This window comes from Streptomyces sp. NPDC051183, assembly GCF_040682455.1.
Classification (GTDB): Bacteria; Actinomycetota; Actinomycetes; order Streptomycetales; family Streptomycetaceae; genus Streptomyces.
In genome coordinates this window covers 53,806-70,834 of sequence record NZ_JBFBBA010000015.1, presented here as the reverse complement: position 1 = coordinate 70,834, position 17,029 = coordinate 53,806, and the positions used below count along the sequence as shown (strand labels likewise).

Annotated in this window: 14 protein-coding genes; 4 read left to right on the top strand and 10 right to left on the bottom strand. The window is 73.0% G+C overall.

Annotation, left to right across the window (positions count from 1 at the left end; all coding sequences use genetic code 11):
- Positions 1-47: 47 nt before the first annotated feature.
- Complete coding sequence (locus AB0M99_RS15690) at positions 48-1,433, top strand: aminopeptidase P family protein (RefSeq protein WP_365920543.1); 1,386 nt, start codon at positions 48-50, stop codon at positions 1,431-1,433.
- A gap of 80 nt (positions 1,434-1,513) precedes the next feature.
- Here the strand turns inward: AB0M99_RS15690 and AB0M99_RS15685 are convergent, their stop codons facing one another.
- The 3 genes from AB0M99_RS15685 to AB0M99_RS15675 form a co-directional block, all read right to left on the bottom strand.
- Positions 1,514-1,840: a hypothetical protein gene (locus tag AB0M99_RS15685; protein WP_365920541.1), complete on the bottom strand. Its 327-nt coding sequence runs from the start codon at positions 1,838-1,840 to the stop codon at positions 1,514-1,516.
- 136 nt (positions 1,841-1,976) lie between these two features.
- A complete protein-coding gene (locus AB0M99_RS15680) occupies positions 1,977-2,375 on the bottom strand; it encodes a RidA family protein (RefSeq protein ID WP_365920539.1) in 399 nt (132 codons plus the stop codon).
- Complete coding sequence (locus tag AB0M99_RS15675; RefSeq protein WP_365920537.1) at positions 2,372-3,508, bottom strand: acyl-CoA dehydrogenase family protein; 1,137 nt, start codon at positions 3,506-3,508, stop codon at positions 2,372-2,374. The genes AB0M99_RS15680 and AB0M99_RS15675 overlap by 4 nt, the downstream gene beginning before the upstream one ends.
- 138 nt (positions 3,509-3,646) lie before the next feature.
- On the opposite strand from AB0M99_RS15675, the gene AB0M99_RS15670 reads away from it, so the two are divergent.
- Both AB0M99_RS15670 and AB0M99_RS15665 read left to right on the top strand, forming a co-directional pair.
- Positions 3,647-5,266 carry an AMP-binding protein gene (locus AB0M99_RS15670; protein WP_365920535.1) on the top strand — a complete coding sequence of 540 codons (1,620 nt, stop codon included), beginning with the start codon at positions 3,647-3,649 and terminating at the stop codon, positions 5,264-5,266.
- 4 nt (positions 5,267-5,270) lie between these two features.
- On the top strand, positions 5,271-6,071 hold the full coding sequence (locus AB0M99_RS15665; protein WP_365920533.1) for a PaaX family transcriptional regulator C-terminal domain-containing protein: 801 nt from the start codon (positions 5,271-5,273) through the stop codon (positions 6,069-6,071).
- A 13-nt stretch (positions 6,072-6,084) separates the two neighbouring features.
- Here AB0M99_RS15665 and AB0M99_RS15660 read toward each other — a convergent pair whose 3' ends face one another.
- A complete protein-coding gene (locus tag AB0M99_RS15660) occupies positions 6,085-8,334 on the bottom strand; it encodes a bifunctional salicylyl-CoA 5-hydroxylase/oxidoreductase (RefSeq protein WP_365920531.1) in 2,250 nt (749 codons plus the stop codon).
- A gap of 4 nt (positions 8,335-8,338) precedes the next feature.
- Complete coding sequence (locus tag AB0M99_RS15655) at positions 8,339-9,166, bottom strand: enoyl-CoA hydratase family protein (protein WP_365920529.1); 828 nt, start codon at positions 9,164-9,166, stop codon at positions 8,339-8,341.
- A 240-nt stretch (positions 9,167-9,406) separates the two neighbouring features.
- Between AB0M99_RS15655 and AB0M99_RS15650 the strand changes: the two genes are divergently transcribed.
- Positions 9,407-9,820: an ATP-binding protein gene (locus tag AB0M99_RS15650; RefSeq protein ID WP_365920527.1), complete on the top strand. Its 414-nt coding sequence runs from the start codon at positions 9,407-9,409 to the stop codon at positions 9,818-9,820.
- Here the strand turns inward: AB0M99_RS15650 and argF are convergent, their stop codons facing one another.
- From argF to AB0M99_RS15625, 5 genes are all read right to left on the bottom strand, one after another.
- Positions 9,821-10,831, bottom strand: coding sequence for an ornithine carbamoyltransferase (argF, locus tag AB0M99_RS15645; protein ID WP_365920525.1), 1,011 nt, complete (start codon positions 10,829-10,831; stop codon positions 9,821-9,823).
- Between the two features lie 76 nt (positions 10,832-10,907).
- Positions 10,908-12,134: an arginine deiminase gene (locus AB0M99_RS15640; protein WP_365920523.1), complete on the bottom strand. Its 1,227-nt coding sequence runs from the start codon at positions 12,132-12,134 to the stop codon at positions 10,908-10,910.
- 46 nt (positions 12,135-12,180) lie between these two features.
- Positions 12,181-12,657, bottom strand: a complete 477-nt coding sequence (locus tag AB0M99_RS15635; protein ID WP_365920521.1) for a hypothetical protein — start codon at positions 12,655-12,657, stop codon at positions 12,181-12,183.
- Positions 12,658-12,868: 211 nt separating this feature from the next.
- Positions 12,869-15,496, bottom strand: coding sequence for a polynucleotide kinase-phosphatase (locus tag AB0M99_RS15630; protein WP_365920519.1), 2,628 nt, complete (start codon positions 15,494-15,496; stop codon positions 12,869-12,871).
- A complete protein-coding gene (locus AB0M99_RS15625; RefSeq protein ID WP_365920517.1) occupies positions 15,493-16,998 on the bottom strand; it encodes a 3' terminal RNA ribose 2'-O-methyltransferase Hen1 in 1,506 nt (501 codons plus the stop codon). The genes AB0M99_RS15630 and AB0M99_RS15625 overlap by 4 nt, the downstream gene beginning before the upstream one ends.
- Positions 16,999-17,029: the final 31 nt, after the last annotated feature.

The window sequence follows — 17,029 nt, the reverse complement described above, 5'->3', positions numbered from 1 at the left end:
ACAAGACCTGTGCGCCCATCAGTTCGCAACTTCTTGAGGGAGCCCCCGTGAGCGACACCCCCTCCCGCCCCACCGCCGGACTCAACACCGGCAGTCACGACCTGCCGGTCTCCCCCGAGCTGTCCCGGTTCATGGCGTCCGACTGGGCTCCCTCGCCCCTGCCCGACTCCACCCGGATTCCGGCGTACGCGCTCACCCCGGCCCGCCGCGCCCGGCTCTCGGCGCGCTTCCCCGGGGAGCGGCTGATCGTCCCGGCCGGGGAGCTGAAGGTCCGCTCGAACGACTGCGACCACCGCTTCCGCCCGCACAGCGCGTACGCCTGGCTGACGGGGCTGACGGGGGAGGACCAGGTGGGCCACGTCCTCGTACTGGAGCCGGCCGGGCCGCACGCGCACGAGGCCGTCCTGTACCTGCGCCCCCGCTCCTCGCGCGCCGACGGCACCGAGGAGTTCTACCGGGACCGCCGCTACGGGGAGTTCTGGGTCGGCCGCCGCCCCGACCTCGCCGAGGCCGAGCGGCTGACGGGCCTGCGCTGCGCGCATCTGGACACGCTGGGCTCACCCGCGGGGCGCAACGCCGCGACCGACACCGAACTGGCCGCCGCACTGTCCGAACTGCGCCTGGTCAAGGACGCCTGGGAGGTGGAGCAGCTCCAACTGGCCGTCGACCACACCACGGCCGGCTTCGAGGACGTCGTACGGGCCCTGCCGCGCGCGCTCGCCCACCCCCGCGGGGAGCGCTGGATCGAGGGGGTCTTCGGCCTGCGCGCCCGGGCGGAGGGCAACGGCACCGGCTACGACACGATCGCGGCCTCGGGGGCGCACGCGTGCGTGCTGCACTGGATCCGCAACGACGGCCGGCTCGACGGGGACGAACTGCTCCTGCTGGACGCGGGCGTGGAGACCGACAGCCTGTACACGGCGGACATCACCCGCACCATGCCGCTGTCGGGGCACTTCTCCTCTGTCCAGCGGCAGGTCTACGAACTGGTCCTGGCCGCCCAGGACGCGGGGATCGCCGCACTGCGGCCGGGCGCGAGCTTCCGCGACTTCCACCGGGCCGGGATGCGGGTGATCGCGGAGGGCCTGGCGGAGTGGGGGGTCCTCAAGCACCCGGAAGGGGACCTGCACCGGCGCTACACGCTGTGCAGCAGCGGGCACATGCTGGGACTGGACGTGCACGACTGCGCGAAGGCGCGGGCCGAGACGTACCTGGACGGGGTCCTGGAGGAGGGCCAGGTCCTCACGGTCGAGCCCGGGCTCTACCTCCAGCCGGACGACGAGACCCTGCCGCCCGAACTGCGCGGGATCGGCGTCCGCATCGAGGACGACCTGGTGATCACGGCCACCGGGGCCCGCCTGATGTCGGGGGCCCTGCCGCGCACGGTGTCGGGCATCGAGGACTGGATGGGCGCCCTCATCGACGGCTCCTGACCGCCGGCCAGGCGGTGGCGTGGTCACCCGGCGGTGACCCCGCCACCGCCTGCGCCCGGTGATCGGTGGGGAACGGCTGCCTAGTCGTTCCAGTTGTTCCAGTTGTTCCAGTCGCCGTCGTGGTGCCAGTTGCCGTTCCAGTCGTCGTTCCAATTGCCGTGCCAGTCGTTGTTCCAGTCGTTGTGCCAGTTGTTGTTCCAGTGGCCGTCGTGCCACCCGTCGTTCCAACTGTCGTTGTTCCAGTTGGAGTTGTGCCAGTTGCTGTTCCAGTTGTCGTTGTCCCAGCACCAGCTGGGGCGGTTGTTCCAGTTGCGATCGCAGCAGTCGCGCCATCGATCGCCGTTCCAGTTGCTGTGACACTGGTAGGTCTGCGGAACAGACGCAGCGAGGGCGCCGCCGACAGGCATCAGGCCGAGTGTGATCCCGGCGGCCCCTGCCACGGCTGCCGCAACGAACCCACGGCGCATATCCATGCACCTCCGAGTATTGATGACGGAGACTACAAAAGGGGCATATCAACCCTCCCCCCTCCCCGTCGCCCTGTCAAAGCAGGACCGCTACGCCGTCCAGTTCGACCAGTGCCTGCTCGTCCCACAGCCGGGCCACTCCGATGACCGCCATCGCGGGGTAGTCGCGACCCGCCAACCGCCGCCAGATCCGCCCGAGTTCGGGCGCGCATGCGCGGTAGGCCGGCACGTCCACGGCGTACACCGTGACCCGCGCCAGACCGGCCGGTGTGCCGCCCGCCGCCGCCAGGGCGGCCAGCAGGTTCCCCAGCGCCCGCTCGAACTGTTCCGGCAGGGTCTCGCCCACCACCTTGCCGGCGCCGTCCAGCGCGGTCTGCCCGGCCAGGAACACCAGCCGGGCGCCCTCGGCGACCACCGCGTGCGAGAAGCCCGTCGCCGGGGACAGCTCGGGCGGATTGACGCGTTCCACGCTCATCGCGCGGCCACCTCCCCTACTGCCCGGTACAGCTCCTTCGCGATGATCGTGCGCTGCACCTCGCTCGCCCCCTCGTAGATCCGCGGCGCCCGTACCTCCCGGTACAGGTGCTCCAGCAGGTGCCCGCGCCGCAGTGCGCACGCCCCGTGCAGCTGCACGGCGTGGTCCACCACGTACTGGGCCGTCTCCGTGGCCAGCAGCTTCGCCATCGCCACCCGCCGCGGGACGTCCGGCGAGCCGGTGTCGTAGGCCTCCGCGGCCGCGTACACCAGCAGCCGGGCCGCTTCCGTACGGGTCGCCATCTCCGCGACCCGGTGGGCCACCGCCTGGAGGTCGCCCAGTACGCCGCCGAAGGCGCTCCGCCCCGCCGTGTGGGTCAGCGTCGCGTCCAGCGCCGCCCTGGCCATCCCGACGGCGAAGGCGCCGACGCTGGGGCGGAAGAGGTTCAAGGTGTCCATGGCCACCCGGAAGCCCCGGCCGGGCGCCCCGAGGAGGTCTTCGGGGCCGACGCGGACCCCGTCGAAGAGCAGCGAGCCGATCGGGTGCGGGGAGAGCATGTCCAGGGGTTCGCCCGAGAGCCCGGGCCGGTCCGCGGGGACCAGGAAGGCCGTGACCCCCTTCGCTCCGGGCTCCTCCCCCGTGCGGGCGAAGACGGTGTAGAAGTCGGCCTCGGGGGCGTTGGAGATCCAGCACTTCTCCCCCGTCAGCCGCCAGCCGCCGTCCGCCGTGCGCCCGGCCTCCAGCGCCAGCGCCGCCGCGTCCGATCCCGCCCCGGGCTCGCTCAGCGCGAACGCCGCCACCGCCCGCCCGGCACGCACCCGGGGCAGCCACTGCTCGCGCTGCTCCTCGCTGCCCGCCCGGAGCACGGGGTAGGCCCCCAGGCCCTGGAGGGCCAGTGCCGTCTCGGCCTCCGTGCATCCGTACGCGAGGGACTCGCGCAGCAGGCACAGCTCAAGCGCCCCGGAGGTGAACAGCCGGTCCAGCAGCCCCTCCTCCCCCAGGGCCGCCAGCAGCGGCCGGTTGACCCGCCCCGGCTCGCCCTTCTCCGCCAGCGGCCGCAGCCGCCGCTCCGCCAGTGCGCGCAGCCGCCCGCACCACGCCTCCTGGTCCGCCCCGAGCGCGAATCCGGTCATCCGAATGCCCCAGCCTCTATCGCGGTCTGTTGACTGCCGTCACCATCACGATACGCTCGTACGGCAACCGCACGGCCGGCTCCACTCATTCCGGTCCAATACAAAGGGGCCGGACCGTTGCAAGGGGGCGAACCCGCCTTGGAGCTCAAGCCCTCCGCCCACTCCGACACCTTCGCGCGCGACCATCTGCCGCCCCCGCACGCCTGGCCGCGGCTGCTCTTCGAGCTCCCCGAACTGGCCTATCCCGACCGGCTGAACTGCGGCGCCGAACTGCTCGACGCCACCGTCGCCCGCTTCGGCCCCGACCGCCCCGCCTTCCGGGGCGGGGACGGCTCGGTGTGGACGTACGGCGAGCTGCTGGACCGGGTGGACCGCCTGGCCCACGTCCTCACCTCCGACCTCGGTGTCGTGCCCGGCAACCGGGTGCTGCTGCGCGGCCCGACCAGCCCGTGGCTGGCCGCCTGCTGGCTGGCGGTCATGAAGGCGGGCGCGGTGGCCGTGACCGTGCTGGCCCAGCAGCGCGCGCAGGAGCTGGCCACGGTGTGCGCCATGGCCGAGGTGCGGCACGCGCTGTGCCATGCGGGTGCGCTGGACGACCTGGTCAAGGCCGAGGTGCCGGGCCTGCGGATCACCCCGTACGGCGGCGGGGGCGCGGGCGATCTGCTGAACCTCGCGAAGGCCCGTCCGCAGCCGTTCCAGGCCGTGGCGACCTCGGCGGACGACGTGGCCCTGATCGCCTTCACCTCGGGCACCACGGGCTGGCCCAAGGGCTGCATGCACTTCCACCGCGACCTGCTGTCCGTCGCCGACACCTTCTCCCGCAACGTCCTGCGCCCCCGCCCGGACGACGTGTTCGCGGGCAGTCCGCCGCTCGGCTTCACCTTCGGGCTCGGCGGGCTGGTCGTCTTCCCGCTGCGCGCGGGCGCCTCGGCGCTGCTGCTGGAGGAGGCCGGGCCGCGCCGGCTGCTGCCGGCGCTCGCCGAGCACCGGGTCACGGTGCTGTTCACCGCGCCCACCGCCTACCGGGCGATGCTGGACACCCTGGGCCCGTACGACGCGGGGGCCTACGACCTGTCGGCCCTGCGGCGCTGCGTCTCGGCGGGCGAGAACCTGCCCGCCGCGACCTGGCAGGCCTGGTACGAGCGCACCGGGCTGCGGATCATCAACGGCATCGGGGCCACCGAGCTGCTGCACATCTTCATCTCGGCCGCCGACGAGGACATCCGCCCGGGTACCACGGGCCGGGTGGTTCCGGGCTGGCAGGCCCGGGTGGTGGACGCCGCCGGGCGGCCCGTCGCGGACAACGAGCCGGGGCTGCTGGCCGTGCGGGGACCGGTGGGGTGCCGCTACCTGGCCGATCCGCGGCAGGGCGAGTACGTCCGGGACGGCTGGAACCTGACCGGTGACACCTACGTCCGGGACGCGGAGGGCTACTTCCGCTACGTCGCCCGCGCGGACGACATGATCGTCTCGGCGGGTTACAACATCGCCGGGCCGGAGGTCGAGGAGGCGCTGCTGCGCCACCCGGACGTGCTGGAGGCGGCGGTGGTCGGCCGTCCCGACGAGCGCCGCGGGCAGATCGTGGTGGCGTACACCGTCTCGCGCGAGGGCGCGGTCCTCACGGAGGACGCCCTGCGCACCTTCATGCGGGCGGAGCTGGCCCCGCACAAGTGCCCGCGCAGCTTCGTCTTCCTGCCGTCGCTGCCGCGCACGGCCACCGGGAAACTCCAGCGTTTCCGGCTGCGCGATCTAGAGTGAACCCGTGGTCGAGCAGCACACTCCGCGATCTCTGATCGTCACGTTCTACGGAGCCTACGGGCGGGCCTTCGAGGGCCCGGTCCCGGTGGCCGCGCTGGTCCGCCTGCTGGGCGCGGCCGGCGTGGACGCCCCGTCGGTGCGCTCCTCGGTGTCCCGGCTCAAGCGGCGCGGCTTCCTGCTGCCCTCCCGCGCGGGGGACGGCTCGGCGGCGTACGCGCTGTCCGAGGAGGCGCGGCAGCTGCTGGAGGACGGCGACCGGCGGATCTACGGTGGCGCGGAGCCGTCGCCGGAGTGGCTGGTGGCCGTCTTCTCCGTCCCGGAGCAGGAGCGCAGCAAGCGGCACCTGCTGCGCTCCCGGCTGGCCCGGCTCGGCTTCGGCGCGGTGGCGCCGGGGGTGTGGATCGCCCCGGCACACCTGTACGGGGAGACGCGGCACACCGTGGACCGGCTGTACCTGACGTCGTACGTGGAGCTCTTCCGCGGTGCGCACCTCGGCTTCGCCCCGACCGCGGAGGCGGTGACCCGCTGGTGGGACCTGGCGGCCCTGGCCAAGCAGCACGAGGAGTTCCTCGACGTGCACGAACCTGCCCTGCGCGCGCTCCAGGCGGGCCCGGAGCCGTCCCCGCAGGAGGCCTATCGCGGCTACCTCCTCGCCCTGGACTCCTGGCGGCGCCTGCCGTACGCCGACCCGGGCCTGCCGCGCGAGCTGCTCCCGGCGAACTGGCCGGGCGACCGCGCGGCGGCGGTGTTCGCCGAGCTCCACGCGCGGCTGCGGGACCGGGGCGCGGCCTTCGCGGCGCCGTGACGGGGCCGGTGCCTCAGCCGCGTCCCGTGGGCGGTCGGCGGCTGCCGGCCCGGTAGGGGGCGGGCCAGGGCGCGGCCGGGCCCTCGTAGGCCTGGTCGGCCGCCGCGTGCAGGGTCCAGTGCGGGTCGTACAGGTGAGGGCGGCCGACCGCGCACAGGTCCGCGCGCCCGGCCAGGAGCAGGGAGTTGACGTCGTCCCAGGAGGAGATCGCGCCGACGGCGATCACGGGCACGCCCAGCGCGTTGCGGATCCGGTCGGCGTACGGGGTCTGGTAGGAGCGCCCGTACTCGGGTGCCTCGTCCGACACCACCTGGCCGGTGGAGACGTCGATGGCGTCCGCGCCGTGGGCGGCGAAGGCGGCCGCGATGTCGACGGCCTCCTGCGGCGAGGTGCCGCCGGGGGCCCAGTCGGTGGCCGAGAGGCGGACCGTCATCGGCCGGTCCTCGGGCCAGACCGCGCGGACCGCGTCGAAGACCTCCAGCGGGAAGCGCAGCCGGTTCTCCAGGGGGCCGCCGTACTCGTCGTCGCGGTGGTTGGTCAGCGGGGACAGGAACCCGGACAGCAGGTAGCCGTGCGCGCAGTGCAGTTCGAGCAGGTCGAAGCCGCTGTCGGCGGCCCGCACGGCGGCCGCGGCGAAGTCGGAGCGGATCGCGGCGAGGTCGGCGGCCGCCAGGGCGCGCGGGACGGCCGAGACGCCCGGCCGGTAGGGCAGCGCGGAGGCCGCGGCCACGGGCCAGTTGCCCTGGGGCAGGGGGTCGTCCATCCCCTCCCACATCACCCGGGTCGAGCCCTTGCGGCCGGAGTGCCCGAGCTGCACCCCGAGGGCCGTGCCGGGCGCCGAGGTGTGCACGAAGTCGGCGATCCGGGCCCAGGCGGCTGCCTGCTCCGCGGTGTACAGGCCGGTGCAGCCGGGCGTGATCCGGCCCTCGGGGCTGACGCAGACCATCTCGGTCATGACCAGCGCGGCCCCGCCGAGCGCCCGGGAGCCGAGGTGGACGAGGTGGAAGTCGCCGGGCAGCCCGTCCTTCGCCGAGTACACGTCCATCGGGGAGACGACGATCCGGTTGCGCAGGGTCAGCCCGCGCAGGGTGAAGGGGGTGAACATGGGCGGGGTCCGCCCGTCGGGGCAGCCGAAGTCCCGTTCCACGGCGCGCGCGAAGCGCTCGTCGCGCATTCGCAGGTTGTCGTGGGTGACCCGGCGGCTGCGGGTGAGGAGGTTGAAGGCGAACTGCCGGGCGGGCTGGCCGACGTACCCGGCGATCTCCTCGAACCACCGCATGCTGGCGGCCGCGGCCCGCTGGGTGCTGGCCACCGCCGGGCGGCGGGCGGCCTCGTACGCGGCGAGGGCGGCGGGTACGTCCGCCTCGGAGGCGACCGCCTCGGCGAGCGCGAGGGCGTCCTCCACCGCGAGCTTGGTGCCGGAGCCGATGGAGAAGTGCGCGGTGTGCGCCGCGTCGCCGAGCAGTGCCACGTTGCCGTGGGACCAGCGTTCGTTGACGACGGTGCGGAACCGGGTCCACGCGGAGCGGTTGCCGTGCAGGGGCCGGCCGCGCAGGGTCTCGGCGAAGATCTTGGCGCAGCGGGCCGCCGACTCCGCCTCGTCGCACAGGTCGAAGCCGGCCGCCCGCCAGACCTCCTCGCGCATCTCGACGATCACGGTCGACTCGTCGGCGGAGAAGGGGTAGGCGTGCAGTTGCATCACCCCGTGCTCGGTCTGCGCGATCTCGAAGCGGAAGGCTTCGAAGGCGAAGTCGGCGGCCAGCCAGATGTAGCGGCACCGCCCGCCCGTCAGGGTGGGCCGGAAGTGCTCGGCGCCGTGCTGCCGGGTGGTGCTGTGCACCCCGTCGGCGGCGACCACCAGGTCGTACGAGCCCGCGAGCGCGGCCGCGTCCGGGGCACGGGTGCGAAAGTGCAGGCGTACGCCCAGTCCGGCGCAGCGCTCGTGCAGGATCTCCAGCAGCCGGCGCCGGCCGAGGGCGGCGAAGCCGTGTCCGCCGGAGGTCAGCAGCCGGCCCCGGTGGACGATCTCGACGTCGTCCCAGCGGACGAACTCCGCGCTGAGGGCGGCGTAGACGACGGTGTCGGCGCGCTCGATTCCGCCGAGCGTCTCGTCGGAGAGCACGACGCCGAAGCCGAAGGTCTCGTCGGGGGCGCCGCGCTCCCAGACCTCCACGGTGTGGCCCTGCCGGGCGAGCAGGGCGGCGGCGTACAGTCCGCCCGGTCCCCCGCCGACTACGGCGACCCGCATGGCGTGCGCGGCCATCGGGTTACCTGCCCTTCCATGCCGGGGGCCGTTTTCCGGTGAAGGCGGCGTGGAACTCCGCGTAGTCCTCGCCGTTCATCAGCAGGGCCTGCGTGTTGGCGTCCAGCTCCACCGACGCGGCCAGCGGCATGTCGAGTTCGGCGGTGAGCAGGGCCTTGGTCTGCGCGTACGCGAGGGCGGGGCCCGCGGCGAGGTGCGCGGCCAGCTCGGCGGCCCGGGCGTGGGCCTTGCCCTCCTCGGTGACCTCGCTGAGCAGGCCGATCCGCTCGGCCTGCGGCGCGGGTACGGGTTCGCCCAGCATCAGGAGTCTGGTGGCGTGCCCGAGGCCGACGACCCGGGGCAGCAGGTAGGCGGCGCCCATGTCCCCGCCGGAGAGGCCGACCCGGGTGAAGAGGAAGGCGAAGCGGGCGGTGGGGTCGGCGATCCGGAAGTCGGCGGCGAGGGCGATGACGGCCCCGGCCCCGGCGGCGACCCCGTGCACGGCGGCGATGACCGGGAAGGGGCACTCGCGCAGCGCGCGCACCACCTGGCCGGTCATCCGGTTGAAGTCGAGGAGTTGGGCGGTGTCCATCGCGAGGGTGGCGCCGATGATCTCGTCGACGTCGCCGCCGGAGCAGAAGCCGCGGCCCTCGCCGCCGAGCACGAGGGCGCGCACGGAACGCTCCCGGGACAGTTCGGCGAGCAGATCGCGCAGGTCGGCGTAGGCGCCGAAGGTGAGCGCGTTCAGCTTCTCGGGGCGGTCGAGGGTGACGGTGGCGACGCCGTCCTGCCGGTCCACCCGCAGGTGGCGCCACCGTTCGGTCGCTGATGTGGAACCAAGGAAGGGGCTCACCCTCCCGAAGGTATCACCGGATCGTGACTGCCGTCACAGAAACACGACACAGCATGCCGTCACGCGCCGCGGGGCTTCCACACGGGGCGGACGTCCCGACCCTCCGGTGGCACTGGTCCCTGGCAGTTCCGCCGGGGTGCCCTACATCACGCGATTTCGAGTTCGTATGGTTGAAACCAGGATTTCCTCTGCCCCGGCCCGCCCCCGCCGGCCACGACCCCACGGAACGGACGGTCCCCCTTGCCAGAACCCTCCGCCTGGCGGATCGCCCTGCCCCACACGGCAGCCGCCGTACCCATCGCCCGCGCCCTCGTCCGTACCGCGCTCGCCGAGATCGAGACCCCCGCCGACAGCGACACCGCGGAGCTGCTGACCGCCGAACTCGTCGCCAACGCCGTCGAGCACACCCCCGGCAACGCCCCGATCGAGCTGGTCGTGGAGCTGCTGGCCAACGGCTGCCAGGTCGAGGTCCACGACGGCGACCCGCAGCCCCCCGCCAGCCTGGCGGCCCGCGCCGGCGACGTGCACCCCGACCCCTGGCAGGAGCACGGCCGCGGCCTGCTGCTGATCCGGACCCTGAGCTCCGCCTGCGGCCACCGCCGCACCGCGCACGGCAAGGCCGTGTGGTTCACCCTGCCCGCCCGCCCCGCATGACTATGCGGCGGGCCCGGCCAGCAGGGCGACGAGCACGGCCTTGATGGTGTGCAGCCGGTTCTCGGCCTCGTCGAAGACGACCGAGTGCGCGGACTCGAACACCTCGTCCGTCACCTCCAGCGAATCCAGCCCGTGCCGCTCGTGGATCTCCTGGGCCACCTTGGTCCCGAGGTCGTGGAAGGCCGGCAGGCAGTGCAGGAACTTCACGTCCGGGTTCCCGGTGGCGCGCAGCACGTCCATGGTGACGGCGTACGGGGCCAGGGCCGCGATCCTCTCGTCCCAGACCTCCTTGGGCTCGCCCATGGACACCCAGATGTCGGTCACGACGAAGTCGGCCTGCGCGACCCCCTCGGCGATCTCCTCGGTCAGCGTGATCCGGGCGCCGCTGCCCGCCGCGAGCTCGCGGGCCGCGGCCACCACCGACTCGGCCGGCCAGTAGGCCTTCGGCGCGACGATCCGTACGTCCATGCCCAGCAGCGCGCCGGTCACCAGGTAGGAATTGCCCATGTTGAAGCGGGCGTCGCCGAGGTAGGCGAAGGCGATCCGCTCCAGAGGCTTGTCGCAGTGCTCGGTCATGGTGAGTACGTCGGCCAGCATCTGGGTGGGGTGCCAGTCGTCGGTGAGCCCGTTGAGGACCGGCACGCCGGCGTGCTCGGCGAGCTCCTCGACGGTGTCCTGGCTGTCGCCCCGGAACTCGATCGCGTCGAACATCCGGCCCAGCACCCGCGCCGTGTCCTTGACCGACTCCTTGTGGCCCATCTGGGAGCCGGAGGGGTCGAGGTAGGTGGTGTGGGCGCCCTGGTCGGCGGCGGCGACCTCGAACGCGCAGCGGGTGCGCGTCGAGGTCTTCGCGAAGATCAGGGCGATGTTCTTGCCCTGGAGCCGGCGCTGCTCGGTCCCGGCCTTCTTCGCCGCCTTGAGTTCGGCGGCGAGCTCGACCAGGCCGCGGAACTCGGCGGCGGTGAAGTCGAGCTCCTTGAGGAAACTGCGGCCGACGAGGTCGGTGGCCATGGGGACGCTCCAGAGTCACGGTGACAGGGGATGTTGGAAGTCTATACGATCCTCTGCATTGATATACAGCCCCCCTTCAGACGGCGTCCCGCTCCACCGGACAGCTCATGCAGCGCGGACCGCCCCGCCCGCGCCCGAGCTCGCTGCCGGGGATCTCGATCACCTCGATGCCCTCCTTGCGCAGGTGGGTGTTGGTCGTGACGTTGCGTTCGTACGCGACCACCACGCCCGGCTCGACGGCCAGCACGTTGCAGCCGTCGTCCCACTGCTCGCGCTCCGCCGAGTGCACGTCCTGCGTCGCCGTCAGCACCCGGATCGAGTCGAGGCCGAGCGCCGACGCGATGGCCCGGTGCATCTGCTCCGGCGGGTGGTCGGTCACCTTGAGCTCGCTCGCCCCGCCCCCCGGCTGGATCGTGTAGGAGCGCAGCATGCCCAGGCCCGCGTACTGAGTGAACGTATCTCCATCGACCATCGTCATCACCGTGTCCAGGTGCATGAACGCCCGCCGCTTGGGCATGTCGAGCGCCACGATCGAGGTGGCCGACCCGGCCGCGAACAGGCCGCGCGCCAGCATCTCCACGGCCTGCGGGGTGGTGCGCTCGCTCATCCCGATCAGCACGGCGCCGTTGCCGATGACCAGGACGTCGCCGCCCTCGATGGTCGAGGGATAGTCGGCCTGCCCCTGCGACCAGTAGTGGAAGGCCCCCGAGGAGGTGAAGAGCGGATGGTGCTTGTAGATCGCCTCGAAGTGGACGGTCTCGCGCTGCCGGGCCGGCCAGCGCATGGCGTTGATCGAGACCCCGTCGTAGATCCAGGCCGAGGTGTCCCGGGTGAACAGGTGGTTGGGCAGCGGCCCCAGCAGGAAGTCGTCCAGCTCCATGGCGTGGAAGCGGACCGACACCGGCTCGGCGTGCCGCTCCAGGAACTCCCGCTTGGTCATCCCGCCGACCAGCGCCTCGACCAGTTCGGCCGAGGGCAGCCCGTCGAAGAACGACCGCAGGTGGTCGGTGGCGAGCGGACCGTACTCCTTCTCGTCGAAGACCCGGTCCAGTACGAGGTGTCTCGCCTCCGGGATCTCCAGGGCCTCGCACAGCAGGTCCCCGAAGAGGTGGACCTCGACGCCCCGGTCGCGCAGTACGTCGGCGAAGCCGTCGTGCTCCTGGCGGGCCCGGCGCACCCACAGCACGTCGTCGAAGAGCAACGCGTCCTTGTTGCTCGGTGTGAGCCTCTTCAGCTCCAGGTCGGGCCGGTGGAGGATGACGCGGCGAAGCCGCCCGGTCTCGGAATCGACATGGAATCCCATGCCGTACACGTTCGCAGACCGGGCGGCCTTTTGACGTGGCGTCGGCTCAGCGGGGAACGTCGAGGCCGAGGAGCGCCGTCGGGGCGCCGGTGAGCTCCGGGGCCAGGAGGCCCAGCTTCGGCGCCACGACGTTCGGCAGCCCGAAGTTGCTCCCGTCCGGCATCGTCAGCGGGGAACCGAGCACCGCACCCGGGGTCCGGGTGCGCAGGGTGGTCGCCGGCGCGTCCAGCGAGCCCTTGCCGTCCTTCTCGGGCCGGTCCAGGAGGTTCGGCACCGGCGTGGTGACGAGGGTGTTGCCGAGCTCGGTGGCGATCGGGACCGCCGGGAGCAGCGGAGTGGGGAGCATGTCCCCCGTGTGGTGGCGGGGCGCCTCGGGCGCGCCGACGACCGGGACCGGGACCCCGGTGGCCACGCGCGGAGTGTCCACGCCCAGCGTGGTCTTCACAGCGTCGAGCGGGACCCCGACCGGCACCGAGTCGGCCACGGCCGGGGTGGCCGCGCCGGCCGCGGCCATACAGGTCATGAGCGCCGCAATGCTTCCGCGCGCGGTCATCTTCATAAGTGGTGTTCCGTCCTTCCAGGTCGCGGACAGTCCGCTGCCCTGGATGAACGATCCCGCCGGTGGTTTCCCCGGCGTTCTGCGGGAAAGTTCCCCCATACGACCTAATTAGCGGCCGTACGGGGGTCTCCGCTTTACGCGTGTGCCCCGCGGGCGGGGCGGCCGCCGGGCCCGGTCAGAGCCTGGGGTCGACCGGCTCCGACTCCAGGGCGAGCACCGCGAAGACGGCCTCGTGGACCCGCCACAGCGGCTCCTGCGCCGCCAGCCGGTCCAGCGCCTCCAGTCCGAGCGCGTACTCGCGCAGGGCGAGCGAGCGCTTGTGCCCGAGGAACCGCCCGCGCAGCCGCTCCAGGTTGTCCGGGCGCGTGTACTCCGGGCCGTAGATGATCCGCAGGTACTCGCGCCCGCGCACCTTCACCCCGGGCTGGACCAGGCGGCCCTTGCCGTCCTTGGCGTACGCCTGGAGCGGCTTGACGACCATGCCCTCGCCGCCCGCGGCCGTCAGCTCCAGCCACCAGTCCGTGCCCGCCCGTACGGATTCCTCGTCGGCGGTGTCCACCAGGATCCGGCCGGTGCGGCGCAGCAGGCCCGTTCCGGCGGCCTCGTCCGCGGCGACCATCCGGTCCAGCCAGAACAGCTGCTCGTCGTGCGGTACGGCCGCGAGCGACCGCCCGGCCGCCGCCAGCAGCTGGAACGGCGCGAACCGTACGCCGTCCAGCCCGTCGGTGGTCCAGCAGTAGCGCCGGTACGCGTCGGTGAACCTCGCCGCGTCGGCGGCCCGGTCGCGCTGGCGCTCCAGCAGCTCGCCGGTGTCGACGCCCCGGGCGGCGGCCGCCCCCAGGGCGGCGAGCGCGTCCGGGAAGACCGCTGCGGCGGCCGCGCCCACGGCGGCGTACTGGTTGCGCAGCAGGCCGGTGGACTTCAGCGACCAGGGCAGCAGTTCCCCGTCGACGAGCAGCCAGTCGGTGCCCAGCTCCGCCCACAGGCCCGCGTCGGTGATCGCCGAGCGGAGCCGGGCGAGCACCTCCTCGGTGACCTCGGGATCGTTGAAGAAGGGCCGCCCGGTGCGGGTGTAGACGGAGCCGGTGGGACCGTCGACACCGAAGCGCTCGCGGGCCGCGGCGGCGTCCTTGCAGACCAGGACGGTGGCCCGGGAGCCCATGTGCTTCTCCTCGCACACGACCTGGGCGATGCCGTCCGTGCGGTACTGCGCGAAGGCCTCGGCCGGGTGCTCCAGGTAGCCCCCATCAGCGGCTCCGCCGCGGGCCTCCTCGCGGGAGGTGGCCGTGGGCGCCATGGTCGGCGGCAGGTACGGCACCAGGCGCGGGTCCACCGCGAAGCGGCTCATGACCTCCAGGGCCGCCGCCGCGTTCTCCTCCCGCACGTTGACGTTGCCCAGGTGGCGGGTCTCGACGACCCGGCGGCCGTGCACGTCGGCCAGGTCGAGCGGGCGCCCGTCGTGGCCGCCCGGCACCTCGGTGACCAGCGGCTTGACCGGCTCGTACCAGACCTTCTCGGCCGGTACGTCGACCAGTTCGCGCTCGGGCCAGCGCAGGGCGGTCATCCGGCCGCCGAAGACGGCGCCGGTGTCGAGGCAGATGGTGTTGTTGATCCAGGAGGTGTTCGGCACCGGGGTGTGGCCGTAGACCACGACGGCCTTGCCGCGGTACTCCTCGGCCCACGGGTAGCGCACGGGCAGGCCGAACTCGTCGGTCTCGCCGGTGGTCTCCCCGTAGAGGGCGTGCGAACGCACCCGGCCGGAGGTGCGGCCGTGGTACTTCTCGGGCAGCCCGGCGTGGCAGACCACGAGCTTCCCGCCGTCGAGCACGTAGTGGCTGACGAGGCCGCGGATGAACTCCCGTACCTCCTGGACGAACTCCTCCGGCTCCCCCTCCAGCTGCGCGATCGTCTCGGCCAGGCCGTGGGTCCGCTGGACCTTGGAGCCCTTCAGGTAACGGCCGAGCTTGTTCTCGTGGTTCCCGGGCACGCACAGGGCGTTGCCCGACTTCACCATGCCCATCACCCGGCGCAGGACGCCCGGGCTGTCCGGGCCGCGGTCCACGAGGTCGCCGACGAAGACCGCGGTGCGGCCTTCGGGGTGGACGCCGTCCTCGTACCCGAGTTTGCCGAGCAGGGTCTCCAGCTCGGACGCACAGCCGTGGATGTCGCCGATGATGTCGAAGGGGCCGGTGAGGTGGGTGAGGTCGTTGAAACGCTTCTCCAGCACCACCTCGGCCGCCTCCACCTCCTCCACGGAGCGCAGCACGTGCACCTTGCGGAAGCCCTCGCGCTCCAGGCCGCGCAGCGAGCGGCGCAGATCGCGGCGGTGGCGCTGGATGACCGCGCGCGGCAGGCCGGCCCGGTCGGGGCGGCCCGCGTTGCGCTCGGCGCACACCTCCTCGGGCAGGTCGAGGACGATGGCGATGGGCAGCACGTCGTGCTCGCGGGCGAGGTTCACCAGCTGCCGGCGCGACTCCGCCTGCACGCTGGTGGCGTCGACGACGGTGAGGCGGCCCGCGGCCAGCCGCTTGCCGGCGATGTAGTGCAGGACGTCGAATGCCTCCTTGCTGGCGCTCTGGTCGTTCTCGTCGTCGGCGACGAGGCCCCGGCAGTAGTCGGAGGAGAGGACCTCGGTGGGCTTGAAGTGCCTGCGGGCGAAGGTGGACTTGCCCGATCCGGTGGCCCCGACGAGGACGACGAGGGACAGGTCGGTGACGGGAAGTGTGCGCTTGCGGTGGTTCTCGGCTCCGGTGTGGGTGCCGGTGTCGGCGCCCGTGACTGTGTCGGTGTCGGTGTCGGTCATGCTGCTTCGCCCTCCTTCGGGGTGTCGTTGACGGTGGTGAAGACGGCCATCTGGGTGGGCGGCCCGACCTCGGGGTCGTCGTCGCCCACGGGGGTGAACTCGACGCCGTAGCCGAACCGTTCGGCGACCTGGGCCGCCCAGGCGCGGAACTCCGCGCGGGTCCACTCGAAGCGGTGGTCGCCGTGCCGGACGTGCCCGGCGGGCAGGGTCTCCCAGCGGACGTTGTACTCGACGTTCGGGGTGGTCACGAGGACAGTGCGGGGGCGGGCCGAGCCGAACACCGCGTACTCCAGGGCGGGCAGCCGCTCCGGGTCCAGGTGCTCGATGACCTCGCTGAGCACCGCGGCGTCGTAGCCCGCGAGGCGCTTGTCGGTGTAGGCGAGCGAGCCCTGGACGAGCTGGACGCGGGAGCTCTGCCGCTCGCCCATGCGCTCCAGCCGCAGTCGCCGGGCCGCGGTGGTCAGGGCCCGCACGGAGACGTCCATGCCGACGATCTCGGTGAAGGACACGTCCTTCAGCAGCGCCTGCACCAGCTGGCCCTGGCCGCACCCGAGGTCGAGGACGCGGCCGGCGCCGGCGGCGCGCAGGGCGGCGAGGACGGCCTCGCGCCGGTGCACCGCGAGCGGTACGCGCCGCTCCGCGGCCTCGGTGGCCGGCGCGCCCGCGACGGCCTCGGCGGCCGTCTCGTCGTCGTCCACGGCGTTGTCGAGCTCCTCGACCTCGCTGCCGTCCGCCTCGGCGAGGCGCACCAGCTCCAGCCGCTCCAGGGCGTCCTGGGTCAGCCGCTTGCTCCGGGCGAGGTAGCGGGAGGTGATCGTCGCGTTCTCCGGGTGGGCGGCGAGCCAGCCCTCCCCGGCGCGCAGCAGCTTGTCCACCTCGTCGGGGGCGACCCAGTAGTGCTTGGCGTCGTCCAGCACGGGCAGCAGGACGTACAACTGGCGCAGCGCGTCGGCGAGGCGCAGCTCACCCTCCAGTACGAGCCGTACGTACCGGGAGTCGCCCCACTCGGGGAACTCCTCGTCGAGCACCACCGGGGTCGCCGTCACGGAGTCCCAGCCGAGCGGGCCGAACAGCCGCTCGACCAGCTGCACTCCGCCGCGCGCCGGCAGCGCCGGGATCTCGATCCGCAGCGGGCGCACCTGCTCCGGCAGCTCCGGGCGGGCGGTGCACTGGCCCTTCAGCGCGCTGCGCAGCACCGCGCCGAGCGCGACGGCGAACAGCGAGGAGGCCGCGTACGGGCGGTCGTTGACGTACTGCGCGAGCGCGGCGTCGGGCGCACCGCCCCGGCCCCTGCCCTGACCGCGCCGCACGAGCGCGACGGGATCCACCTCCAGCAGGAGGGCCGCCGTGCACCGCTGCTCCGTCGCCTCGGGGTAGAACACGTGGGCCGTGCCGTGGGAAGTGGAGAACGCCTGCGCCTTCCCGGGATGCTTGTGCAGGAGAAAGCCCAGGTCAGTGGCGGGGTGCTCGGCTGTGCCGGTAGTGGAGATCGTCAGGAACATGCGCCTGAGTATGTGCTGACGCCACCGGCCG

What these genes read in the sequence shown, in the direction of transcription:
- AB0M99_RS15635 (WP_365920521.1), bottom strand. Translation starts at nt 12,657, where the DNA reads ATGACCTGTATGGCCGCGGCCGGCGCGGCCACCCCGGCCGTGGCCGAC.
- AB0M99_RS15680 (WP_365920539.1), bottom strand. Translation starts at nt 2,375, where the DNA reads ATGAGCGTGGAACGCGTCAATCCGCCCGAGCTGTCCCCGGCGACGGGC.
- argF (WP_365920525.1), bottom strand. Translation starts at nt 10,831, where the DNA reads ATGGCCACCGACCTCGTCGGCCGCAGTTTCCTCAAGGAGCTCGACTTC.
- AB0M99_RS15640 (WP_365920523.1), bottom strand. Translation starts at nt 12,134, where the DNA reads ATGGGATTCCATGTCGATTCCGAGACCGGGCGGCTTCGCCGCGTCATC.
- AB0M99_RS15660 (WP_365920531.1), bottom strand. Translation starts at nt 8,334, where the DNA reads ATGGCCGCGCACGCCATGCGGGTCGCCGTAGTCGGCGGGGGACCGGGC.
- AB0M99_RS15630 (WP_365920519.1), bottom strand. Translation starts at nt 15,496, where the DNA reads ATGACCGACACCGACACCGACACAGTCACGGGCGCCGACACCGGCACC.
- AB0M99_RS15685 (WP_365920541.1), bottom strand. Translation starts at nt 1,840, where the DNA reads ATGCCTGTCGGCGGCGCCCTCGCTGCGTCTGTTCCGCAGACCTACCAG.
- AB0M99_RS15675 (WP_365920537.1), bottom strand. Translation starts at nt 3,508, where the DNA reads ATGACCGGATTCGCGCTCGGGGCGGACCAGGAGGCGTGGTGCGGGCGG.
- AB0M99_RS15625 (WP_365920517.1), bottom strand. Translation starts at nt 16,998, where the DNA reads ATGTTCCTGACGATCTCCACTACCGGCACAGCCGAGCACCCCGCCACT.